Origin of the sequence: Pseudoalteromonas sp. AOP31-A2-14, assembly GCF_052378035.1 — a bacterium.
Taxonomy (GTDB): Bacteria; Pseudomonadota; Gammaproteobacteria; order Enterobacterales; family Alteromonadaceae; genus Pseudoalteromonas.
In genome coordinates, this window is record NZ_JBQSXI010000001.1 from 2,982,858 (window position 1) to 3,005,686 (window position 22,829).

General features: G+C 41.4%; 20 protein-coding genes and 1 pseudogene. 5 read left to right on the forward strand and 16 right to left on the reverse strand.

Going from position 1 to position 22,829, the window contains the following annotated elements:
- From ACT3S9_RS13810 to ACT3S9_RS13835, 6 genes and pseudogenes are all read right to left on the reverse strand, one after another.
- Nucleotides 1–570 carry a Maf family protein gene (locus ACT3S9_RS13810; RefSeq protein ID WP_441992794.1) on the reverse strand — a complete coding sequence of 190 codons (570 nt, stop codon included), beginning with the start codon at nt 568–570 and terminating at the stop codon, nt 1–3.
- Entirely contained in the window at nt 570–1,049 is a 480-nt protein-coding gene (mreD, locus tag ACT3S9_RS13815) for a rod shape-determining protein MreD (protein ID WP_441992795.1), read from the reverse strand. The genes ACT3S9_RS13810 and mreD overlap by 1 nt, the downstream gene beginning before the upstream one ends.
- Complete coding sequence (mreC, locus tag ACT3S9_RS13820) at nt 1,042–1,884, reverse strand: rod shape-determining protein MreC (RefSeq protein WP_441992796.1); 843 nt, start codon at nt 1,882–1,884, stop codon at nt 1,042–1,044. Before mreC ends, mreD begins: the two co-directional genes overlap by 8 nt.
- Nucleotides 1,884–2,927 (reverse strand): rod shape-determining protein, encoded by a 1,044-nt coding sequence (locus ACT3S9_RS13825; RefSeq protein WP_441835596.1) that lies wholly within the window; start codon nt 2,925–2,927, stop codon nt 1,884–1,886. The genes mreC and ACT3S9_RS13825 overlap by 1 nt, the downstream gene beginning before the upstream one ends.
- 136 nt (nt 2,928–3,063) lie before the next feature.
- Nucleotides 3,064–4,227, reverse strand: a pseudogene (locus ACT3S9_RS13830) (SUMF1/EgtB/PvdO family nonheme iron enzyme); the annotation flags it as partial.
- A gap of 785 nt (nt 4,228–5,012) precedes the next feature.
- Entirely contained in the window at nt 5,013–5,210 is a 198-nt protein-coding gene (locus ACT3S9_RS13835) for a hypothetical protein (RefSeq protein WP_444750997.1), read from the reverse strand.
- Between the two features lie 118 nt (nt 5,211–5,328).
- On the opposite strand from ACT3S9_RS13835, the gene ACT3S9_RS13840 reads away from it, so the two are divergent.
- Nucleotides 5,329–6,237 carry a 1-aminocyclopropane-1-carboxylate deaminase/D-cysteine desulfhydrase gene (locus ACT3S9_RS13840; protein WP_441992797.1) on the forward strand — a complete coding sequence of 303 codons (909 nt, stop codon included), beginning with the start codon at nt 5,329–5,331 and terminating at the stop codon, nt 6,235–6,237.
- Nucleotides 6,238–6,705: 468 nt separating this feature from the next.
- Here ACT3S9_RS13840 and ssb read toward each other — a convergent pair whose 3' ends face one another.
- Together ssb and ACT3S9_RS13850 are read right to left on the reverse strand one after the other, a co-directional pair.
- Entirely contained in the window at nt 6,706–7,434 is a 729-nt protein-coding gene (gene ssb, locus ACT3S9_RS13845) for a single-stranded DNA-binding protein (RefSeq protein ID WP_441834104.1), read from the reverse strand.
- Between the two features lie 20 nt (nt 7,435–7,454).
- Complete coding sequence (locus tag ACT3S9_RS13850) at nt 7,455–8,822, reverse strand: MFS transporter (protein ID WP_441992798.1); 1,368 nt, start codon at nt 8,820–8,822, stop codon at nt 7,455–7,457.
- A gap of 163 nt (nt 8,823–8,985) precedes the next feature.
- Here ACT3S9_RS13850 and uvrA point away from each other — a divergent pair, with 163 nt between their 5' ends.
- Together uvrA and ACT3S9_RS13860 are read left to right on the forward strand one after the other, a co-directional pair.
- The gene (gene uvrA, locus ACT3S9_RS13855) at nt 8,986–11,805 is read left to right on the forward strand and encodes an excinuclease ABC subunit UvrA (RefSeq protein ID WP_444750998.1); all 2,820 of its coding nucleotides are present in this window, start codon (nt 8,986–8,988) and stop codon (nt 11,803–11,805) included.
- A gap of 633 nt (nt 11,806–12,438) precedes the next feature.
- Nucleotides 12,439–12,642, forward strand: a complete 204-nt coding sequence (locus ACT3S9_RS13860) for a hypothetical protein (RefSeq protein ID WP_441992800.1) — start codon at nt 12,439–12,441, stop codon at nt 12,640–12,642.
- A 137-nt stretch (nt 12,643–12,779) separates the two neighbouring features.
- Here ACT3S9_RS13860 and ltrA (ACT3S9_RS13865) read toward each other — a convergent pair whose 3' ends face one another.
- From ltrA (ACT3S9_RS13865) to rpe, 5 genes are all read right to left on the reverse strand, one after another.
- On the reverse strand, nt 12,780–14,054 hold the full coding sequence (gene ltrA / locus ACT3S9_RS13865) for a group II intron reverse transcriptase/maturase (protein WP_086960535.1): 1,275 nt from the start codon (nt 14,052–14,054) through the stop codon (nt 12,780–12,782).
- 829 nt (nt 14,055–14,883) lie between these two features.
- Nucleotides 14,884–16,158, reverse strand: coding sequence for a group II intron reverse transcriptase/maturase (gene ltrA, locus ACT3S9_RS13870; RefSeq protein WP_086960535.1), 1,275 nt, complete (start codon nt 16,156–16,158; stop codon nt 14,884–14,886).
- A 794-nt stretch (nt 16,159–16,952) separates the two neighbouring features.
- The gene (trpS, locus tag ACT3S9_RS13875) at nt 16,953–17,957 is read right to left on the reverse strand and encodes a tryptophan--tRNA ligase (protein ID WP_441992801.1); all 1,005 of its coding nucleotides are present in this window, start codon (nt 17,955–17,957) and stop codon (nt 16,953–16,955) included.
- 60 nt (nt 17,958–18,017) lie between these two features.
- Nucleotides 18,018–18,683: a phosphoglycolate phosphatase gene (locus ACT3S9_RS13880; RefSeq protein ID WP_441992802.1), complete on the reverse strand. Its 666-nt coding sequence runs from the start codon at nt 18,681–18,683 to the stop codon at nt 18,018–18,020.
- A complete protein-coding gene (gene rpe, locus ACT3S9_RS13885) occupies nt 18,683–19,366 on the reverse strand; it encodes a ribulose-phosphate 3-epimerase (protein ID WP_441992803.1) in 684 nt (227 codons plus the stop codon). The genes ACT3S9_RS13880 and rpe overlap by 1 nt, the downstream gene beginning before the upstream one ends.
- Before the next feature lie 292 nt (nt 19,367–19,658).
- Between rpe and ACT3S9_RS13890 the strand changes: the two genes are divergently transcribed.
- Together ACT3S9_RS13890 and ACT3S9_RS13895 are read left to right on the forward strand one after the other, a co-directional pair.
- A complete protein-coding gene (locus tag ACT3S9_RS13890; protein WP_441992804.1) occupies nt 19,659–19,955 on the forward strand; it encodes a hypothetical protein in 297 nt (98 codons plus the stop codon).
- A gap of 3 nt (nt 19,956–19,958) precedes the next feature.
- On the forward strand, nt 19,959–20,144 hold the full coding sequence (locus tag ACT3S9_RS13895) for a DUF2970 domain-containing protein (RefSeq protein WP_441834096.1): 186 nt from the start codon (nt 19,959–19,961) through the stop codon (nt 20,142–20,144).
- Here the strand turns inward: ACT3S9_RS13895 and ACT3S9_RS13900 are convergent.
- The 3 genes from ACT3S9_RS13900 to aroB form a co-directional block, all read right to left on the reverse strand.
- Nucleotides 20,107–20,961 carry a Dam family site-specific DNA-(adenine-N6)-methyltransferase gene (locus ACT3S9_RS13900; protein ID WP_441834095.1) on the reverse strand — a complete coding sequence of 285 codons (855 nt, stop codon included), beginning with the start codon at nt 20,959–20,961 and terminating at the stop codon, nt 20,107–20,109. The two genes, ACT3S9_RS13895 and ACT3S9_RS13900, sit on opposite strands and share 38 nt — an antisense overlap.
- 152 nt (nt 20,962–21,113) lie before the next feature.
- Nucleotides 21,114–21,740 carry a hypothetical protein gene (locus tag ACT3S9_RS13905; RefSeq protein WP_441994664.1) on the reverse strand — a complete coding sequence of 209 codons (627 nt, stop codon included), beginning with the start codon at nt 21,738–21,740 and terminating at the stop codon, nt 21,114–21,116.
- Nucleotides 21,740–22,810, reverse strand: coding sequence for a 3-dehydroquinate synthase (gene aroB, locus ACT3S9_RS13910; RefSeq protein WP_441992805.1), 1,071 nt, complete (start codon nt 22,808–22,810; stop codon nt 21,740–21,742). Before aroB ends, ACT3S9_RS13905 begins: the two co-directional genes overlap by 1 nt.
- Between the last annotated feature and the right edge of the window lie 19 nt (nt 22,811–22,829).

The window sequence follows — 22,829 nt, forward strand, 5'->3', positions numbered from 1 at the left end:
TTACCTACTTAAAAATTCGCGTAATAATTCTTCGCATTCATATAAAGGTAAGCCGACAACGGCAAAATAGCTACCTGAAATATGCGTAACAAATCGTCCACCCAAACCTTGGATACCATAACCACCAGCTTTATCATGTGGCTCACCACTTTGCCAATAGCTCTCAAGCTCTTCGTCGCTAATGTTTTTAAAGGTGACGTCGGTGATCACAACCCTGCTTTCAACGCGCTCATTATTGGCAAAAGCAATAGCGGTCATCACTTGGTGGGTTTGCCCTGATAGGCGCCGAAGAGTAGCCATAAAGTCGGTTTTATCTCTAGGTTTAACCAGTGACTGATTATCTATAACGACCACTGTATCAGAACCAAGCACGGGGCGGTCAATATAGTCCATTGCCACGCCACTTTGAGCTTTCAGGCGTGCCATACGTTCAACATATTTAATTGGAGACTCTTTACTTAACTGGCTTTCATCAGCATCAACGCTAAATTGTGAAAATTCAATATCAAGCTGTGAAAGCAGCTCTTTACGCCTTGGTGAAGCTGACGCTAAATAAATTGCGGTTTGCATTATCTGATCCTAAAATGACGACGGTACTTACGTAATAAGAGGAAAATCCACGGCCAACTTAATGTACCAGTAAGCACAGGCCACAAGTACTGAGGACTAAAATAAACATCCATTAAAAAGTGATTTAACCAAAACTGCATTAAATGATAGAGCGTTAAAAATAGCCCTACCAAAATTGATTGCTGCCATAAGGAAAAATTTCGAATTTTTTGATAGTTGCTGGCAGTAATGAAAATACACACTGAAAAAGTCAACGAGTTAACCCCAAGCGCAGAGCCCGACGCTAAGTCAAGTAGTAACCCAACCACCCACGCTGTACCTATATTCAAACGGTGTGGCACCGCTAGTGCCCAATACATTAATACCAGTAAAACCCAATCAGGACGAAATGGCTCAAACGAAAATGGCAACGGCATTAACGCCATAATTAAGGAGAAAAAGATGCTGACAGCAATAAGTAATGAGTAACGGCTATTCATTGGTAATGCTTTCCTGCTGATTGCGCCATAAAACAACTAACAATCGAATACGATCAAGTAATGCTATGGGTTCTGCATATACTTGAGCAAAAGGACGCCCTTCGTCACGGTTTATTTCTGTAACAACGGCCACAGGGTAACCTTCAGGGAAAGTATTGCCAAGACCGGAGGTGACAAGTACATCACCTATTCTGACATCTAAACTATGCGGGACATGCGAAAGCCTAACCACATTAATTTTGCCAATACCTTCTACAACCGTTCGCACATCGTTACGTAAGATACGCACCGGTGTAGCATGAGTGGTATCTGTCATAAGCAAAACCCGTGACGTGGTTGAACCGACTTTTGTTAGTTGCCCTACAACGCCCATTTCATCAATAACAGCTTGGCCTTCACTCAAGCCATCAGTCGCACCACGATTAATAACCACCTGGTGGCTATATGGGTTTGAGTGCACAGATAAAATTTGCGCTATGATTTTTCGGTTCGGTTGTCTTGCTGATGAACCTAATAAGGCGCGCATTTTTTGATTTTCTTTTGCTAAAAACTGATACTGTTGAAGCTGCTCACTTTGTAATAATTGTTTTTTCTTAAGCGCTTCATTTTCAGTAAGAAGCTGGTCGCGAGTGTGTAAACTTTTAGCGCCAAAGCTAAATAATTCATAAGGTAAGTTCGCAAGATATATTAAGGGACTTACCAAGGTATTCAAGCTGGTTCTGGCTGTGTTGCCACCTTGCGTATAGCGGTCGCCCACAATCAATACGATACTCAAAAGCACTGCGACAAAAAGCCGCAGTTGCAATGAAACGGTACGCCTAAACATTGACTTCATTAATCGTAACTAAATACGTCACCACCGTGCATATCTATCATTTCGAGTGCCTTACCACCACCATGCGCTACACACGTTAATGGATCATCTGCAACCACCACCGGAATACCAGTTTCTTCCATTAATAGACGGTCAAGGTCTTTCAATAGTGCACCACCGCCAGTTAATACCATGCCGTGAGCAGAAATATCTGAGGCAAGCTCAGGTGGAGATTGCTCAAGAGCGACCATCACTGCACTTACAATACCCATTAGCGGCTCTTGTAATGCATCTAAAATCTCGTGTGAGTTAAGCATAAATGAACGCGGCACACCTTCAGCTAAATTACGACCACGTACTTCAATTTCAATTGGCTCATCACTTTTAAACGCCGAACCAATTTGATGCTTAATGTTTTCTGCAGTCGCTTCACCAATTAAGCTACCAAAATTACGGCGCACATAGTTAATAATAGCTTCATCAAACTTATCACCACCAATACGGACCGATGAAGAATAAACCACACCATTAAGTGAGATGATTGCAACTTCAGTAGTACCACCACCAATATCAACCACCATTGAACCCGTTGCTTCTGATACCGGCAAACCGGCACCAATTGCAGCAGCCATTGGCTCTTCGATTAAATAAACCTCACGTGCACCAGCGCCCATTGCTGATTCACGGATCGCGCGCTTTTCAACTTGGGTTGCACCACAAGGTACACAAATAAGTACCCGCGGACTTGGACGCATAAAGTTATTATTATGCACCTGTTTGATAAAGTGTTGCAGCATTTTTTCAGTAACATAAAAATCAGCAATTACACCATCTTTCATCGGCCTGATAGCTTTAATGTTACCCGGCGTTCGGCCCAGCATTTGCTTTGCTTCGGTGCCTACTGAGGCAACACTTTTTGGACCGCCAGCACGCTCTTGGCGAATGGCGACAACTGATGGCTCGTTTAATACGATACCTTCTTCTTTTACATAAATTAGGGTGTTGGCTGTACCCAAGTCGATCGATAGATCGTTTGAAAAAATACCACGGAGTTTCTTAAACATGGGGTTGGATGACCTTTGAAAAACGTTCATATAGTAGCTGCAATCACTTTACCATGCTGACGGTATTGAGCAATATAAAGCATTACAGCTTTTGAATATTTACAAAACAGGAAGCGTTGCTTCCTGTTTTACTAATTTATCGCTCGCGTACTAAACGAAAGCCAATATAGTTAGCGCGAAAATCTGGCGCTAAAATTAAACGTGTTGACGCACGTGCCAAGCTTGACGCAAAATTCCACGCTCCACCACGCACTGTAACATCTGACTGCTGGGCTGCTTTGTGCGTCCATTCCCATACATTGCCAACTGTGTCGTATACACCAAACGCGTTAGGTGCAAAGCTACCTACTGGCGCAGCACTGTGATTCGAATACTCACTGCCACACCAACCGCAATTGGCTAAGTTTTTACCGATTTCGTTACCCCATGGGTATTCTGTTTTACTTCCTGCACGAGCGGCGTATTCCCACTCAACTTCATTAGGTAAACGAAATTTTTTGCCAGTCTGTCCTGACAACCAATCTGCATATGCTTTTGCATCATTATAGGTTAAGCACACTGCTGGAAAATCATTAGCTTGCTTAAAGCCAGGGTTACGCCAATTTAAACTGGCTTCCCATACTGGCTCACCATTTAAGTAATAAGCACAACCACGATTTTTTTCAGCTTCAGTTTTATAGTTAGTGTTACTCACAAACTGCTGGTAAGCCCCTACTGAGACCTCTTTACTTTGCATCGCAAACGAACTATCAATCGTTTTTTCAACGACAGGACGCTCATTAGCAAGTCCATTGCCTTGGATATCGCCCATTTCAAACTTACCTGCAGGAATAACGACAACTGCAGCATTAGTCGCATTTCCTACAGTGCTTGTTTCGGTATTCGTTATACTTTGCTCGCTAGTGTTAGTCGGTGCAGCAATCGACTCAGGCTTTTTTAGCAATGTGGCGTGAATAGTTTCCGATTTTCGCAAATTAACACGCTTTTGATAGCTTTTATAACCTTGTTTACGTATTTCTACGCTGTACACTCCACGAGGTAACGTAGTCGCTAAACGAGTTGAACCAAAGTTAACCCCATCAATAAATACTTCATCATCGTAAACATTTGAGCGTAATGTCAGTTCAATCATTTGCTCCTGATCATTGCTGCTTAACGGACTAACGGCTGCTATAGGTTTAGCTGAATAATCACGAACTGGCGGATTACTCACACGCGACACAGCAACGGCGTTAATATTATCCTTATTATCACTGAATGCTAACTGACTATCAGAAAAAGTAGTTTTATAACTCGCTTGATTTTTCTCTTTATCTAATTCTGTTGAGCGTGTACGTAATAAATTGAGTTGGCTTTCTTCTTTTAATTGTGTTGAATTACCAAATCCAGCTTGTTTAGTGTTGGTCTCCGATTTAATTCCAGTAACCGTTACAGTATCTTGCGCTAATGCACTCGACGCTAACAAGCTAGCTGAAATTAAAAGAGATAAAGGGGCAATTCGCATATATTCCATTCTCAAAAAGCGGCAATTCTTTGGTCAGTATTTATTTTTATAATTAAACTCTTATGCTATGTACTTGCAAGGCAAAACACAAGCTTTGTTCAAGAATTATCTGAGTTTACAACTATTCACGCACTTCACGCCAGTAAATAACCCGATCATTTTCTCTAAAAGGACTAAATTGTAAAACTCCCTCTGTTCAAGGTTATCATCAGCACTATTAATTACGAATAATCAAAATACGCGGCTCGTGATCGACATACTCCACAATGAGCATATGAGCATCGGGTTCCTCTCTTTTGATGTCTTAGAGCGTAGCACTGCATCGGTTTCTGAAAAGCTATTAATGAATGGAGCTAACTGCAATTTGTCAGCAATAAACATTCATTTTGCAACTTTGCATAGCTTGGGTAATCGGGTAATCGATAAAATCAGCAACAATATTTTCGGGGGGCTATAGTAACTAAACTTTTTGTAGTCCAAAGTAATGATTGAGCGATTTCCTAGTCAGTTAATGTGGGTTTATCCATTTGTAATACTTTATATAAAAAGTGTGGTAAAACTAAATTAATAGCATATGTTTCTCAACTAACCTGGTTTGTGCAAGATGCTATAGCATTTGTATAATCACTTTGCTCAACCACATCCATGCTGTAAAATTTATCAATATGCCATTGCTCTCGCTGTTTATTTAACGATACCCCAGTGACTACATTTGTATATGCCGCAAAACCCACTACGACATTAAGGTTAATACCACGGCTTAGCCAAGGTTTAGTCAAGGGAATAATGAAAAAAGCTTTTTTATCATGGAGCTACTTTTTGTCTTTTATACGCATATTTAAGCTTCGTACAAACTTGTTGGCTTGCAAGTTAAAAATATAATTATTTAGGTATGTGATGCGATTAAATTTAGATATTGACGAAAATACACCTATACAACAAATATATAGTGACTCATTTAAAAAACGTAATTTATTTATCAGCATAAAACGCGATGATCAACTACACCCCCTATTAAGCGGTAATAAATGGCGAAAACTTAAATATAACCTACTAGAAATGCAGAGATTAGGTAAAACAGAGTTAGTTACTTTTGGAGGTGCGTTCTCAAACCATATTCATGCCTGTGCAGCAGCAGGGAAATTATTTAATATTCAAACTCACGGCATTATTCGTGGCCCACATTTAGATAGTAATAATCCAAGCCTACAATTTGCAGCGCAATGCGGTATGCAGCTTAAAGCAGTTACTCGTTTAGAATATAAAAAAAGACATGATCATGACTACTTAACAAAACTACAACAACGCTTTCCTAATGCTTATATATTGCCAGAAGGGGGAACTAATCAAGCAGCGATACCAGGCTGCAAAGAACTAGCTGAAAGCTTGCCAGATCATGACTATTTAATTTGCCCTACTGGCAGTGGGGGCACCTTAGCGGGACTTATCGAAGGCAGAAAAACCTCAACTGAAATACTTGGTATCGCGGTTTTGAAACAAGCCGAGTATCTTATGAATGAGATAAAAGCACTTAGCCCAAAGGCTTGCCAGCAAACGAATTGGCAATTATTGACTCAGTTTCATGATGGTGGTTATGGCAAGTTTAGTGCTCAATTGTGGCAGTTTTGTAAGCAGATGCAAAGCGAGTATCAACTGCCACTAGAACCCATTTATAGTGGCAAAATGATGTATGCCTTATGGCAATTGATTGAGCAAGATTACTTTCCATCAGGCAGTAAAATAATTGCAGTGCATACCGGTGGATTACAAGGGCTATCAGGGCTTGAGTATCTTAAACGTATCTAGGTGGTGTTTATTAAATACGAATATATGAGTAAGTTATTGTAGTAGCTTAAAAAAATAAAAATGTGCGACTAAAACACCTAGTTTTAACGGGTTTTAGCTCTTACTGAGTTTCCACCCCTACACTATATACTGGCAAGTTAATCATTTTTTCTTGATGAACCATTTACTGTACTATTTTTTGCAGCTTTAATTGACCATCAATATGATAAATGAGCTCAAAGCTTAGCTTTAACCCTGTCACTTCTTTAAATAAACGCAGCATATCAATACAAGACTGGATAACGATTAAAAGAGGTTTACAGGCATTCAAGTTGAGTAAATCGCGCTAAGCCATTTAAAATTATAAAATTAAGCGAGCGATGATTACTGTGACGATTAAATAATTATTTTTTATCGCATAGTGAAAAGCCCAGCATATAGCTGGGCTCTTAATGATCTTTATCTTTAAACTATTATTTTAACTGTGTCCTAGAACGGGATATCGTCATCAAAGTCGATTGGTGGTTCCATCGGGTTTGATGCGCCGCCTTGCGGGGCGTTTTGTGGTTTCGGTGCAAAACCACCTTGCTGCTGTGGAGCGTTGCCGCTGCCTTGCTGCTGGTTGTTGTAATCACCTGATTGGTGGTTGCTATGTTGCTGTTGTGGAGCTGCTGCAGGTGCGCTTGGGCGTGATTGTGGCTGCTGACCGCCTTGGTAGTTACCGCTTTGACCTTGGTTATTTTGTTGTGAATAACCTTGCTGCTGTGCGCCACCTTGTGATTGTTGGCCACCTTGATAGCCACCACCTTGTTGTTGAGCACCTTGAGACTGTTGGCCACCTTGGTAATTGCTATTTTGTTGGTCGCCACCACGGCCACCTAGCATTTGCATTTGACCGGTAAAGCCGTCGACCACGATTTCTGTAGTGTATTTTTCTTGGCCTTGTTGGTCAGTCCATTTACGGGTTTGTAATTTACCTTCAATGTAAATTTGTGAACCTTTACGGCAATACTCGCCAACAATCTCAGCTAATTTACCAAAAAATACCACGCGGTGCCATTCGGTTTTATCAACCATTTGGCCGGTGTTTTTATCTTTATAGCTATCAGAAGTTGCTAAAGTGATATTTGCTACTCCGTTACCGTTAGGCATGTAGCGCACTTCTGGATCTTGGCCTAAGTTACCAACTAAAATAACTTTATTAATACCGCGTGCCATGGGTCTTTCTCCTATTTAGGTTAGCTCAAACCAGCCATTTTTCGTGCTTGGTCTAGGTCAAATTCTTTATCGTTAATCTTTAAATAGCTGCGATTTTCATCGCGTACTACCGTTGCCTCAAGTACACCTGGTAAAGCAACAAGTCGAGAAGCGAGCGTTTGAGCTTGCTGCTCTGAACTTAATTGTGTCATTAAGCTAATAATTTTACTTTTAGGTGGGACTTGCATCTTCCACGCAAGGATAAGCCATATTAACCCAACTAGTGCTGCAGCAGCAAACACTGCTTGTGCACTCATCACTTGGGCAACGTAACCTCCTAATATACCACCTAAAAACGCACCAAAAAATTGACTCGATGAGTACACGCCCATCGCAGAGCCCTTTTGGCTTGCTGGCGCTAAGCGCGATACCAATGCCGGCATTGTTGCTTCTAAAAAATTAAAGGCAACAAAGTAAAGCAACATACATATACCTAAGCCAATAATTGAATCAACCCAAATAGCCATAGCAAGCAGGCTCACCATTAACAAAGCTATTGAACCTAAAAAAGCTTGTTTTTCTTTTTCTTTGCGAATGGCGATAATCATTATCGGTACCATTAAAACAAACGCTAAAACTAAAACGGGGATATATAAGTGCCAATGATGATCAGCAATCAAACCGTCGCTAATTAACTGCCCGGGTAAAGCAACAAAGATAGTCGTTAAGCTTAAATGCAGTAATAAAATACCAATATCTAGTCGAGCAAGTTGTGGGTGTTTAATTAATTTTTTAATGTCGGCCATGGTGGCCAATGTATCGCCTTTAGGCGCTTTATTAATAGCTTTAGGTACCAATAATAACACGATAAAAATACCCACAACGGCGAGTATTGAGGTTAGCCAAAACACTCCCGACACTCCCCACGAGGCGGCAACCATAGGACCGAGTAGCATTGCTGCGGCAAAGCTCATACCGATGCTCATACCAATTACGGCCATGACTTTAGGTCGCTGTTCGTCACGGCTTAAATCTGAAGCAAACGCTAATAACGCGCTAGCAATTGCCCCCATACCTTGTAATGCGCGCCCTAATGTCAGCACCTGCATAGATTCTGCCATAGCAGCAATCACAGAGCCTAAAGCAAATACAATAAGCCCACCGACAATTACTTTTTTACGGCCAATTTTATCTGACAGCCAGCCCATAGGTATTTGTAATACAGCTTGAGTTAAGCCATATGCGCCAATGGCAATACCAATCCATAACGGCGAAAACCCATCTAATTCTTGACCATAAATTGCCAATACCGGCATAAGCATAAAAAGGCCAAGCATGCGAAATGCAAATACGCTCGCTAATGTAACTGCAGCGCGTTTTTCTCTAGAATTGAGTGAAGAAGCTGTCATCTGTTGCCATACTTGCCATCTATTTAAATTTGAGCTGGGATTCTACCACAAGCTATTTAATAAATAATCGCCTTAAACGGATGATTTTTTATCTGATCAAGGATTAATCTTCTTGCGTATTGTGAGATACTAAAAAAAGATTCTGGTAATAAAACGAGATAGCATGGAAAACATTGAAGTCCGAGGCGCACGCACGCACAATTTAAAAGACATCAGCCTAACTATTCCCCGTGATAAATTAATTGTTATCACCGGTCTATCTGGTTCAGGGAAGTCGTCTTTAGCGTTTGATACTTTATATGCTGAAGGGCAGCGTCGGTATGTTGAGTCATTGTCGGCGTATGCAAGGCAGTTTTTATCGTTAATGGAAAAGCCCGATGTTGACCATATTGAAGGCTTATCGCCGGCTATCTCCATCGAGCAAAAATCGACTTCTCATAACCCACGCTCAACAGTAGGCACAATTACCGAAATTTACGACTACTTACGCTTAATGTTTGCTCGTGTTGGTGAGCCTCGTTGCCCTACTCATGATTTACCTCTTGCTGCGCAAACCATCAGCCAAATGGTTGATAGCGTTTTAGCACTCCCTGATGGCAGCAAACTTATGCTACTTGCGCCGGTAGTTAAAGAGCGCAAAGGCGAGCACGTAAAATTATTAGAACAACTTGCTAGCCAAGGCTTTATTCGTGCTCGTATTGATGGCGAAGTGTGTGACTTATCAGATCCTCCAACCTTAGAGCTTCATAAAAAACATACAATTGAAGTCGTTGTAGATCGCTTTAAAGTAAAAGAAGGTCAACAGCAGCGCCTTGCCGAATCATTCGAAACAGCTCTTGATCTATCAAACGGTGTCGCCAATATTGCCGCCATGGATGACTCGCTTGATGAAGAAATGCTGTTTTCGGCTAACTTTGCCTGTCCGACTTGTGGCTATGCTATGACTGAACTAGAGCCACGGTTATTTTCGTTTAATAACCCAGCGGGTGCTTGTCAAAGCTGTGATGGTTTAGGGGTACGCCAATATTTTGATCCTAACCGCGTTGTACAAAACCCAGAGATCAGTTTATCGGGCGGAGCAATTAAAGGCTGGGATAAACGTAGCTTTTATTACTTTCAAATGCTGCAAGCGGTTGCCGACCATTATGAGTTTGACTTAGAGGCACCGTTTCAGTCGCTATCTAAAGAAATACAAAATATCGTACTCGAAGGTTCAGGTAAAACTAAAATAGCCTTTAATTACCGCAACGACCGTGGCGATTTGATTACTCGCAATCATGAGTTTGAAGGCGTACTTAATAATATGCATCGCCGCTACCGCGAAACAGAGTCTAACTCAGTTCGTGAGGAGCTGGCTAAGTATCAAACGAGTCAATCATGTCCTAGTTGTCACGGCTCACGCTTGCGCCAAGAAGCGCGTCACGTATTTATTGGCCAAACCAACTTACCAGCGATTACCACGATGAGTATTGGTGAAAGCATGGACTTTTTTGCAAAGCTTAATTTAACTGGGCAAAAAGGCCAAATAGCCGACAAAATATTAAAAGAAATTCGTGATCGTTTGTCTTTTTTAATTAATGTTGGCTTAAACTACCTGTCACTTGAGCGCAGCGCCGATACCCTTTCGGGCGGTGAGGCACAGCGTATTCGTCTAGCCAGCCAAATAGGTGCGGGTTTAGTGGGTGTTATGTATGTGTTGGATGAGCCATCGATTGGTCTGCATCAGCGCGACAACGACCGCTTATTACAAACCTTGGTGCATTTACGTGATTTAGGCAATACCGTGATAGTCGTCGAGCACGACGAAGATGCAATTCGCGCCGCTGACCATATTATTGATATTGGACCTGGCGCAGGCGTACACGGTGGGTATGTTATTGCAGAAGGTACCCGCGATGATATTTTAGCCAGTGAAAAATCTGTTACGGGCCAGTTTTTATCCGGTAAACGCAAAATTGAAGTGCCGCAACAACGCCATGAAGTTAACGACAAATGGCTAGAATTATTTGGCGCAACGGGTAATAACTTAAAAAATGTTGATTTGAAAATCCCATTTGGCCTCATGACTTGTATTACTGGAGTTTCTGGCTCGGGTAAATCAACATTAATTAACGACACTTTATTTAAGCTTGCTCATACTGAACTTAATGGCGCAACCACCGCAGAAGCAGCACCGTATCAGTCTATAACAGGTCTTGAGCATTTTGATAAAGTAATCGATATTGATCAAAGCCCAATTGGTCGTACGCCACGCTCAAACCCTGCTACCTATACCGGTATTTTTACTGGCATTCGTGAACTATTTGCAGGCACTCAAGAAGCGCGTTCAAGAGGATATAAAGTAGGTCGCTTTAGCTTTAATGTGAAAGGCGGTCGCTGTGAAGCCTGCCAAGGTGATGGCGTAATTAAAGTCGAAATGCATTTTTTACCCGACGTATATGTACCTTGCGATGTGTGTAAAGGTAAGCGCTACAATCGTGAAACTCTAGAAGTGCAATATAAAGGGAAAAATATTCACGAAGTATTAGAGATGACCGTCCAAGACGCTCACGACTACTTTGATAAAATCCCTGCTATTGCCCGTAAGCTAAAAACGCTAATGGATGTAGGGCTATCTTATATTCGTTTAGGCCAAGCCGCCACGACCCTTTCAGGTGGTGAAGCGCAGCGCGTTAAGCTTGCTCGTGAGTTGTCAAAACGTGATACCGGTAAAACGCTGTATATTTTAGATGAGCCAACTACCGGCTTACACTTTGCAGATATTGAGCAATTGTTAGTCGTACTGCATCGCTTACGTGACCACGGCAATACTATTGTGGTAATTGAGCATAATTTAGATGTGATAAAAACGGCTGATTGGGTTATCGATTTAGGCCCGGAAGGCGGTGCTGGCGGCGGCGAAATACTTGTTTCGGGTACACCTGAAACGGTTTCAGAATGTGAGCGTTCACACACGGGTCACTACTTAAAAACGCTACTGTAATTAATACAGCGCACTGAAATGCGGTGTTAAGATGGCTAAGAATAGTAAATTGGCGTACCAACAAGAACCTAAAACAAGAGCACTTGACTTGGCAGCCTCATAAACACGCTTATATGGACCTGTTAACGCTATATAGTTTAATCTTAATACCGCACAAAAACTGTATTTATTACCACAGCCAGCATTACTATTGCTGCCTTGATCGTAGATTTTGGCCCAAGTTTAATTAATTATGGAACTCACTGCGGGTAAGTCGTTAATTCTTATCTTCTACGCTAGCATCGCTAATTTTGTGCTCGCCGGCCGGTGGTATTGTTAATGGTGTCACCCATGTTTCAGCTACCCACTTTAACGACATTCACAACTTTGCCACTTTACTTACCGGCTTGAGCTATAGATATTACGCTGACTACATTATTATTATTGCAACTTATTTTACCGTTTTATATTTTTATTTTACTGATCATAAAACCATTCGGCTCAGAGCAAATTTAAGTTTATTACCCAAAGTTACTCGCCGCTGCTTACTGCTGTAATACGATTCTTCTTAGCTGCAATTGTATTTACGTCGATTATTTCCTTTGTCGATGACAAAGAGCCCACTGAAGTGATTGATGATATAACCTCAGCATTATGAATAGCCATGCTTTGTCGCAGCAATCAAGTAGTAAACAAGAGCAAAAAGAAGCGGTGAGTGTTGAAGTTGAAGGCGGTGACGAAACCGCTGAATCAGTACGTATATTTTTTGACACCAACGGCTATTTTGAGCGCAGTAAGCAATTCATTGCTATGTTTGCTTATACCTTTGAAACCGATGAGTTCTCGCGCCGCGATTAAAATGTCTTAATAATTACATAAAATTAGTTAGAGAAATTTAAAGAATCGAGTAGGGTGAGGCTTATGCCTCATCCCTCTCACAGAACCGTACGTACGGACCTCGTATACGGCTCCTGTACCCTTCACATTTTATCAACTTATTTCCTAAACGCCGATAAAGCAAGCCATCCCGTATTCACTTTTTCTATTGGATATAAACCAAGCTCCTCAAACCATTGGTTTGGCATCGATACACAAGATAAAGGGCTTAGTGAGTTACGCCACGAGTTCATCTTAATGAACTTAAACGGTGGCTTTTTTCCTAACTGCTTTAGTCGTCGATGTAGCCTTGATGGCTTCTTCCACAACCTCAGCTGTATTGCCCTTAGTCTTCGTCTGATCCAACCTGCCAAGGCTTTTAGCTCTCGTTTACAATTGGCTATACTAAAATAATTTACAAAACCGCGCACAACTGGATTTAGCCGTTTTATTACTTCTGCTAAATTTATGCCGCCGTTACGTTTTGTTAATTGCTTCACTTTTTGTTTAAACCCGATGAGTTTTGATGCTTGTATCCGTGTCCACTGGCTACCTATCTCTACTCCCAAAAACTTCACTCCTTTGCTGCTATGAGCAATATGGGTTTTATTTTGGTTCACGGTTAATTTCAAGTCTCGCTCTAGTATCTGGGTGGATGCCTTAAGTGCTTCTTGCGCTGCTTTTTCTGTGCTGCACAAAATCAAGATATCATCTGCATACCTCACTATTCGGTGATTACGCTTTTTCATTTCTTGATCGAAAGCATCTAGGTAGATATTGGCCAATAACGGGCTAATTACGCCACCTTGTGGGCTTCCTATCGTACTAGCCTCCCAGTGTTCACCTATCATTACTCCGCTTTTTAAGAACTGATTAATCAGTTTTAAAATACTACCGTCCGTCACTTTGCGTCTAACACTCCTAATTATCAAAGCATGATCAAGCAGGTCAAAACACTTCGACAAATCCATGTCTACGACCCAGTCGCGATGGTATTTACGGATAAATACACTTGCTTTACTGATAGCGTCATGACAGCTTCGTTTCGGCCTATACCCATAACTCGATGGGTGAAAGTCGATGTCGAATATCGGTTGGAGTATGTTCAATAGTGTTTGTTGCACTATTCGGTCTCGAACTGCGGGGATACCTAGCATTCTGACACCGCCATCATCTTTGGGTATTTCCACCCGTTTGACAGGTTGTGCCCTATATTGCTTGGTTTGCAGCTCAAGTTGCAGTTGTTTTAAGTTTGCTTCTAAATTCAGGGCGAATGCGCCTACGGTCTGCCTATCTATTCCGGCCGCTCCTTTAGCTGCTTTCACTTTTTTGAATCCCTTGTACAGGTTATTAATGTCTAATAATTGTCCGTACAAGCTGTAGTAAACTGTCATTTTCTGCCTTTGCTTGCGGTATGTCTGCTCGTGTCACTCTACTTATCGCTGATTCTTCATGATGACATTAGGTGTGCTAGCCTTTTTTGGCAATCTGCCTAAGTGGTCAGTCATTACTCCATTGCTCGCCCTTCAATTCTCAGCGTCTACATTCCTGTTTGGCCGTCATATTTTGGCTATTTCCGTCGAAATACTTGTGAGCCGATAAACAAAAGTTCCCGTCTTTCATACGCTTAAAGAATACTTCCCCCCTTCGCAATCAATTAAAGCTTTTGGCTAAAGTTGACCCCATCAAACATAATGTTGATGGTCGGCTTGGTTTTCCCCTCCACACCATTACTGGCTTTCATCGGCCTAGCCTTACTCACTACTACGGGTTCATCTGCCACCTCACACCGACACTAAATCTTGGCTTTCACCTTGAATTTAGGCCACTTACTCTCATTAAGTTTAGATGCCAGGCTTCCCCAGTTACTGCACTGGCTCCCTGTTAGAAATCCCACCCTCAAGCACAGTATTGGTCTGACTAAGTATAGGGCGTTGCGCTATTTTGCACGCTGACCCACCAATACTGCCGAAACAGGTTACGGTTAGTTGTGTACCTCTAACTTCTTATGGCTTCCTTCAGACCCCACCGTTGGCCAGTGACGCCCTTGCCATTCAGATTATCTTCCCCTTAGTCAGGGTGATAAGGCATCTTTCAGCCTATCGGGTTTGCCAGCTTCGCTGGGCAAACATCGAGTAGGGTGAGGCTTATGCCTCATCCCTCTCACAGAACCGTACGTACGGACCTCGTATACGGCTCCTGTACCCTTCACATTTTATCAACTTATTTCCTAAACGCCGATAAAGCAAGCCATCCCGTATTCACTTTTTCTATTGGATATAAACCAAGCTCCTCAAACCATTGGTTTGGCATCGATACACAAGATAAAGGGCTTAGTGAGTTACGCCACGAGTTCATCTTAATGAACTTAAACGGTGGCTTTTTTCCTAACTGTTTTAGTCGTCGATGTAGCCTTGATGGCTTCTTCCACAACCTCAGCTGTATTGCCCTTAGTCTTCGTCTGATCCAACCTGCCAAGGCTTTTAGCTCTCGTTTACAATTGGCTATACTAAAATAATTTACAAAACCGCGCACAACTGGATTTAGCCGTTTTATTACTTCTGCTAAATTTATGCCGCCGTTACGTTTTGTTAATTGCTTCACTTTTTGTTTAAACCCGATGAGTTTTGATGCTTGTATCCGTGTCCACTGGCTACCTATCTCTACTCCCAAAAACTTCACTCCTTTGCTGCTATGAGCAATATGGGTTTTATTTTGGTTCACGGTTAATTTCAAGTCTCGCTCTAGTATCTGGGTGGATGCCTTAAGTGCTTCTTGCGCTGCTTTTTCTGTGCTGCACAAAATCAAGATATCATCTGCATACCTCACTATTCGGTGATTACGCTTTTTCATTTCTTGATCGAAAGCATCTAGGTAGATATTGGCCAATAACGGGCTAATTACGCCACCTTGTGGGCTTCCTATCGTACTAGCCTCCCAGTGTTCACCTATCATTACTCCGCTTTTTAAGAACTGATTAATCAGTTTTAAAATACTACCGTCCGTCACTTTGCGTCTAACACTCCTAATTATCAAAGCATGATCAAGCAGGTCAAAACACTTCGACAAATCCATGTCTACGACCCAGTCGCGATGGTATTTACGGATAAATACACTTGCTTTACTGATAGCGTCATGACAGCTTCGTTTCGGCCTATACCCATAACTCGATGGGTGAAAGTCGATGTCGAATATCGGTTGGAGTATGTTCAATAGTGTTTGTTGCACTATTCGGTCTCGAACTGCGGGGATACCTAGCATTCTGACACCGCCATCATCTTTGGGTATTTCCACCCGTTTGACAGGTTGTGCCCTATATTGCTTGGTTTGCAGCTCAAGTTGCAGTTGTTTTAAGTTTGCTTCTAAATTCAGGGCGAATGCGCCTACGGTCTGCCTATCTATTCCGGCCGCTCCTTTAGCTGCTTTCACTTTTTTGAATCCCTTGTACAGGTTATTAATGTCTAATAATTGTCCGTACAAGCTGTAGTAAACTGTCATTTTCTGCCTTTGCTTGCGGTATGTCTGCTCGTGTCACTCTACTTATCGCTGATTCTTCATGATGACATTAGGTGTGCTAGCCTTTTTTGGCAATCTGCCTAAGTGGTCAGTCATTACTCCATTGCTCGCCCTTCAATTCTCAGCGTCTACATTCCTGTTTGGCCGTCATATTTTGGCTATTTCCGTCGAAATACTTGTGAGCCGATAAACAAAAGTTCCCGTCTTTCATACGCTTAAAGAATACTTCCCCCCTTCGCAATCAATTAAAGCTTTTGGCTAAAGTTGACCCCATCAAACATAATGTTGATGGTCGGCTTGGTTTTCCCCTCCACACCATTACTGGCTTTCATCGGCCTAGCCTTACTCACTACTACGGGTTCATCTGCCACCTCACACCGACACTAAATCTTGGCTTTCACCTTGAATTTAGGCCACTTACTCTCATTAAGTTTAGATGCCAGGCTTCCCCAGTTACTGCACTGGCTCCCTGTTAGAAATCCCACCCTCAAGCACAGTATTGGTCTGACTAAGTATAGGGCGTTGCGCTATTTTGCACGCTGACCCACCAATACTGCCGAAACAGGTTACGGTTAGTTGTGTACCTCTAACTTCTTATGGCTTCCTTCAGACCCCACCGTTGGCCAGTGACGCCCTTGCCATTCAGATTATCTTCCCCTTAGTCAGGGTGATAAGGCATCTTTCAGCCTATCGGGTTTGCCAGCTTCGCTGGGCAAACAAAAAACCAAAGCTGCGGCTTTGGTTTTTTATGGATTCAAATCAGGCTTCAATTGCATTCATGGGCGAGGAATGAAGCCTAACGCATCATAAACTGATTTAAGTGTTTTTTCTGCGCGGATACTGGCTTTTTCAGCACCGGCTTTCATAATGCTGTTAAGCATGGTTTGATCTTCGCGAATTTCTTTAAAGCGAGCTTGAATTGGCTCAATCATACTTACCACTGCTGCGGCGGTATCTTTTTTCAAGTGGCCGTACATTTTGTCTTCATACTCTGGCACAAGCTCTTCGATAGAGCGTTTAGTGGCAACCGACATAAGTGTTAGTAAGTTCGACACACCAGGCTTTTCTGTACGGTCAAAATAAATACGTGCTTGTTCATCTGAATCAGTCACTGCTTTTTTCAGCTTTTTCTCAATCTTTTTTGGCTCATCTAACATCATGATAAATCCATTTGGATTTTCATCTGATTTAGACATTTTCTTCAGCGGATCTTGTAAGCTCATTACGCGCGCGCCAAACTCTGGAATGTAAGGTTCTGGAATTGTGAAAACCTCACCATATAAGTTATTAAAACGTGTAGCGATATCACGTGTTAACTCTAAATGTTGCTTTTGATCATCCCCCACAGGAACTTGATCAGCTTGATACAGTAAAATATCAGCCGCTTGCAGTACTGGGTAAGCAAACAAGCCCACGTTTACATTATTTTCATGCTTAGATGACTTGTCTTTAAACTGTGTCATACGGTTAAGCTCGCCCATTTGCGCATAACAATTTAATGCCCAGCCTAACTGTGCATGCTCTGGCACTTGTGATTGTACAAATAGCGCGGCTTTTTTAGGATCGATACCACAGGCTACATAAAGCGCGATGCCATCAAGCACTCGCGATCGTAACAATTCAGGGTCTTGGCGTACGGTAATAGCATGCAAATTAGCTAACATAAAGTGACTATCGTACTCTTCCTGTAGCTTAACCCACTGGTTAATAGCACCAACATAGTTGCCTATTGTCATTCCACCGGTTGGCTGCATGCCGCTTAAAACTACTGGTTTTGTCATGATGTTCCTTTGTATTGCTAAAATTAAAAACACTGAAATTAAAATTGCTAAAATAACAACTTACCGCTTAGTAAGTATGGGTATTATATCTAAGAATTGCTCACAGAGGTACTGTGGATTATAGTCGCTGAGGTTTTCACCTTGGTTATAACCATAGTTTAATGCAATTACGTCTATGTTTGCCGCCTGCGCAGCTAAAATATCACTTTTAGAATCGCCAATCATAATAGCTTGGCTAACATCAACGTTTAGTTGCTGACAAGCAAACAACAATGGTTCTGGTGAGGGCTTTTTAGTCATATCATCGCCACACACTGTCAGCTCAAAATGACTCGTTAATGCCAGTTTATCGAGCAGTTTTTCAGTGAATTGACGCGCTTTATTAGTAATTACTGCTTTGGGCATGCCACTAAGTGCGGCTAAACCTGTTTCAACATGCTGATATAACACACTGTACTCGCCCACTTGCTCAGAGTAATGATCGTAAAACAGTGTAGTTGCTTTATCGGCAAGTTCAGTATCTAAATGTTCGCTGATCTGCATATCGCCACTGAGCGCGCGTTTAACGAGTACTTCAATACCATTGCCAACCCAACTTTCAACTAAGCGCTGAGTTACAATAGGAAAGGCTAAGTCACTCAGTGTTAGGTTCATGGCTATGTATAAATCATAAACACTATCAACTAAAGTGCCGTCTAAATCAAATAAGGCAACTTCATACTTCATTATTTAACAGCCTTTAATTGTTCGCGCATTTGTTCAATCACCACTTGGTAATCGCTGTGATTAAAAATGGCCGAGCCTGCGACAAACATATCCGCACCCGCCTCTGCGGCGGCTGCGATGTTATCAACTTTAACCCCGCCATCAACTTCTAAACGTATGTCACGTCCTGAGTCATTAATAATTTTACGTGCTTGGCGTAGCTTTTCGAGAGTATGAGGAATAAAGCTTTGCCCACCAAACCCAGGGTTAACCGACATTATTAAAACCACATCAATCTTATCAAGCACATGTTCAAGGTAGCTTAAGCTAGTAGCCGGATTAAACACCAGCCCAGCTTGGCAACCACTGTCTTTAATAAGTTCCAAGGTACGGTCTATATGCTCGCTAGCCTCTGGATGAAAAGTAATAATTGAAGCACCTGCATCTACAAACTGTGGAATTAAACTATCAACCGGTTTCACCATTAAATGCACATCAATTGGTGCTGTAACTCCGTAATCACGCAGTGCCTTACAAACCATTGGGCCTATTGTTAGGTTAGGCACATAATGATTATCCATCACATCAAAATGCACTACATCAGCACCGCTGGCGAGCACCTTATCGACCTCTTCACCGAGGCGGGCAAAATCAGCCGACAAAATAGACGGAGCGATAAGATATTTTTGCATTGTTTCTAACATTAGCAACCCTTATTAAATTCGAAAATGCCAACCCGCAGCACAGTTAACTGCACTTAATAGCCTTAATGTAACTCAATTCAAGTTATTGCCCAAGTTCAAGCATATATTAATGCTTGAACTCTATAATAACGAACCTAATGATTAATTCTTAAACAGTTAATTTGAAACAAAAATTTCACCTTAAGCTTTTAATTCTACACTATTTTATTTCTATGAAAGGTAAATTAAGTTTGTTATTTAACCGTTTTTTAGCTATGCTCTGGCTAATATAGCGAATTCAGGTTAACGAAATATGCGTGCTTTTAAAATTGGGATCTTAATTGCGACTGTATTAACTATTTGTTCTTTAAGTTTTTTTTCAAAAACGGATGATGCAGTGTTAGCATCAGAACAATGTCAAAGTAATACACTAAATACCGCCACACACACCACATCGTGTCAAATACCGATACATGAAACACGCTCTAGCTGGTTTTCATGGTTAGCGGGTGATAGTCGTAGTGCTCAATTTCATTACTTAGATTTATTAGAGTTACTAAGCAGTAGTCCAGATGAGCAGAAATCTCGCTCAGTCACTCCGAGCTTTTAAATTATGATGCGGTTTTTTAGTGCATTACAAAGTGTACTAGCCGCATTTTTTGGTGTTCAGTCAGAACATAAACGCCAAGCCGACTTTCAACAACACTCTCCTATCGTCATTATTGCTATCGCGCTTATTCTGTTTATATTTTTTGTCGCCTCTATTTATTCGTTAGTGGTTTGGGTGCTAAGTACATAGCCATCAACTCACTGACCTTGTTACGGCCTCCTCCTTTAGGACTGATAGTGCGCTTGACTTGAATTTGATCAAGCATGGCTTGACTGTATATTTTTCGCGTCCAAACGGTATCATGATTTGAAATTAGCACTGGCGTATTATTTTCAAATGCCGCTTGCTCAGCTAAATTAGCAAGGTTAGCTTGGTCATCTAAATTAAAACCTCCTTTAGCATAAGAAGTAAAAGACGCAGTTTTACTCAGTGGCACGTAAGGCGGATCGCAATACACTACAGCATTATCTACTGGTACCAACTTAAATACATCAGCGTAATCTAAACAAGTAAACGTCGCTTGTTGGGCTTTTTCAGCAAAAAAGTACATTTCTTTTTCAGGAAAGTATGGTCGTTTATATTTACCAAATGGAACGTTAAAAATACCTTTTAGGTTATAACGGCATAACCCATTATAACCATGACGATTCATGTATAAAAATAACATGGCTCGCTCGCTAATATCACGGCTTTGATTAAACTGCACACGGTATTCATAATACGCTTCAGGATGATTATTTAGCTCCACAAATAATTTTTTTGCGTCACTAATAAACTCATCGGGTGAGCGCTTAAGTTCATTGTAAAGATTAATCAGATCAACATTGATGTCATTTAGAATATAATGTTTGAATTGAGTATTAAGAAATACAGAGCCCGCCCCAACAAAAGGTTCTACTAAAGTATCTGCATGCTGACTTGCTCGCATCAAACGTGCACGAATATCATCAACTAAGCTGTATTTTCCGCCGGCCCACTTTAAAAAGGCTCTACTCTTTTGCTGCATTTGCTCTTTACTTCAATTTGGTGTTGCATGATTTTACACTAAAGCACTTTGGTTTACTGATCTAGTAATACTATTTTTTGTTTTATTTTATTTATTTGCTTATAAAACGGCTTATTTTTAGGCACCTTAGCTGATAGGGTTACAAGCGCTACTTATGCATCACTAAGCGAGGAATAGCTACCGTAAGTGACAATCCACCATCTACGACTATTACGCTTAGCTTGATAAGTTTTAGCTTGCTGGCTTAATTTATTATTGCTACTTGAGTCAATTAGCGCATCACCAAGGGAGCTGTTATCTTTAATATTTATATCGCTGATATTGTTTTTACTATTTGGCTCTAGTTGCTTATTTTCAGCACTTTTAATTGTTTCTGTTTGTATATCAGATTGAGTCTTATTAGCTTGAGTTACAGTTTCGACAGCTAACGCAGTAGCTATAGATGAGCTTGGCTCTGCTTGATAGTAATCCTGCCACAATTCGGTCATATCTGACTTATATAAAAAGCCAATTATTAGCAGCGTAATAAACAGTAATGCAGTTAAATGAACACGCCATGAGCTTTGTTGCTTGTGCACCACTTTGTTGCTGTGTTCAACAGACTGCCAAGCAAGTAACAAACGAGGATTGCTGTGGTCTTCAGTCAAAAAGGTTTCGAGAAGGTAACTTTTGCCAATCCCTAAGGGAGCTAATAATGCGATGAGATTTTGCCCATATTCAAACTGCAGCGCGATTCTATCAACCAATGCCGCACGGCCAGGTAAGATTTGCGACTGCATTATTGCTCGATTAAGTCTCGAACATGTTGATCACTAACATCATCAACCAGCGCGCATTGACCAAACTTAGTCGGTAAAATAAAACGAATAGTGCCTTTTTTATTTTTTTTGTCTTTACGCATGTGGTGCAAAAACTGCTCACTGGTCATGTTTTCTGGAATATTAGTAGCTAGGTCATAGCGCGTGATTAAATCACAAATACGCGTAACTTGTTGAGCCGTTAAATCGCCGCGGGTATGTGCAAGCTTTGCCGCAAGCACCATACCTGTAGCAACGGCTTCGCCATGTAACCATTTGCCATAACCCATTTGCGCTTCAATTGCATGCGCAAAAGTATGCCCAAGGTTAAGCAATGCCCGTAAACCCGCTTCTTTTTCATCTTCGGCAACAATTAATGCTTTAATTTCGCAGCAGCGATAAATAACATGTTGCAAGGTTTCTTCATCAAGTGCTTTTAATTGCTTTAAGTTATTCTCTAAAAAGCTAAATAATTCAGTATCGTAAATTAAGCCATACTTGATTACTTCTGCCATTCCCGCTGCAAACTCACGAGTGGGAAGTGTATGCAAAGATTCGGTATCAATAAACACAGCTTGTGGCTGATAGAATGCCCCAATCATGTTTTTACCCAAAGGATGATTCACCGCTGTTTTGCCACCCACAGACGAATCAACTTGCGATAGCAAGGTAGTTGGCACTTGAATAAAAGGCACACCGCGTTGATAACACGCAGCGACAAAGCCTGTTAAATCGCCTACAACCCCACCACCTAAAGCAATTAAGCAAGTATCACGACCACAGTTATTCTCTAGCAGGAAGGCAGATATCTTCTCAAACCATTCGAGCGACTTAAATTGCTCACCGTCTGGAATAATAAATGAAAGTGGATTTACCTCAGCTAACAACGCCATTACATTATCTAAATATAAAGGTGCAATGGTGTCGTTAGTGATGATAATAGGTCGACAGTCGCCGATGTGCTCAAGCAACAGGCCTGTCTGTTGAAGTATAGATGGACCAATATAAATAGGATAACTTCGCTCGTCTAAATTAACAGTTAATTCAAGCATCGCTTAGCTTCCTTGATTA

Excerpts from the sequence above, each read along its gene's own strand:
- ACT3S9_RS13810 (WP_441992794.1), bottom strand. The coding sequence starts at position 570 with ATGCAAACCGCAATTTATTTAGCGTCAGCTTCACCAAGGCGTAAAGAG.
- mreD (WP_441992795.1), bottom strand. The coding sequence starts at position 1,049 with ATGAATAGCCGTTACTCATTACTTATTGCTGTCAGCATCTTTTTCTCC.
- mreC (WP_441992796.1), bottom strand. The coding sequence starts at position 1,884 with ATGAAGTCAATGTTTAGGCGTACCGTTTCATTGCAACTGCGGCTTTTT.
- ACT3S9_RS13825 (WP_441835596.1), bottom strand. The coding sequence starts at position 2,927 with ATGTTTAAGAAACTCCGTGGTATTTTTTCAAACGATCTATCGATCGAC.
- ACT3S9_RS13840 (WP_441992797.1), top strand. The coding sequence starts at position 5,329 with ATGCGATTAAATTTAGATATTGACGAAAATACACCTATACAACAAATA.
- ssb (WP_441834104.1), bottom strand. The coding sequence starts at position 7,434 with ATGGCACGCGGTATTAATAAAGTTATTTTAGTTGGTAACTTAGGCCAA.
- ACT3S9_RS13850 (WP_441992798.1), bottom strand. The coding sequence starts at position 8,822 with ATGACAGCTTCTTCACTCAATTCTAGAGAAAAACGCGCTGCAGTTACA.
- uvrA (WP_444750998.1), top strand. The coding sequence starts at position 8,986 with ATGGAAAACATTGAAGTCCGAGGCGCACGCACGCACAATTTAAAAGAC.
- ACT3S9_RS13860 (WP_441992800.1), top strand. The coding sequence starts at position 12,439 with ATGAATAGCCATGCTTTGTCGCAGCAATCAAGTAGTAAACAAGAGCAA.
- ltrA (WP_086960535.1), bottom strand. The coding sequence starts at position 14,054 with ATGACAGTTTACTACAGCTTGTACGGACAATTATTAGACATTAATAAC.
- ltrA (WP_086960535.1), bottom strand. The coding sequence starts at position 16,158 with ATGACAGTTTACTACAGCTTGTACGGACAATTATTAGACATTAATAAC.
- trpS (WP_441992801.1), bottom strand. The coding sequence starts at position 17,957 with ATGACAAAACCAGTAGTTTTAAGCGGCATGCAGCCAACCGGTGGAATG.
- ACT3S9_RS13880 (WP_441992802.1), bottom strand. The coding sequence starts at position 18,683 with ATGAAGTATGAAGTTGCCTTATTTGATTTAGACGGCACTTTAGTTGAT.
- rpe (WP_441992803.1), bottom strand. The coding sequence starts at position 19,366 with ATGTTAGAAACAATGCAAAAATATCTTATCGCTCCGTCTATTTTGTCG.
- ACT3S9_RS13890 (WP_441992804.1), top strand. The coding sequence starts at position 19,659 with ATGCGTGCTTTTAAAATTGGGATCTTAATTGCGACTGTATTAACTATT.
- ACT3S9_RS13895 (WP_441834096.1), top strand. The coding sequence starts at position 19,959 with ATGATGCGGTTTTTTAGTGCATTACAAAGTGTACTAGCCGCATTTTTT.
- ACT3S9_RS13900 (WP_441834095.1), bottom strand. The coding sequence starts at position 20,961 with ATGCAGCAAAAGAGTAGAGCCTTTTTAAAGTGGGCCGGCGGAAAATAC.
- ACT3S9_RS13905 (WP_441994664.1), bottom strand. The coding sequence starts at position 21,740 with ATGCAGTCGCAAATCTTACCTGGCCGTGCGGCATTGGTTGATAGAATC.
- aroB (WP_441992805.1), bottom strand. The coding sequence starts at position 22,810 with ATGCTTGAATTAACTGTTAATTTAGACGAGCGAAGTTATCCTATTTAT.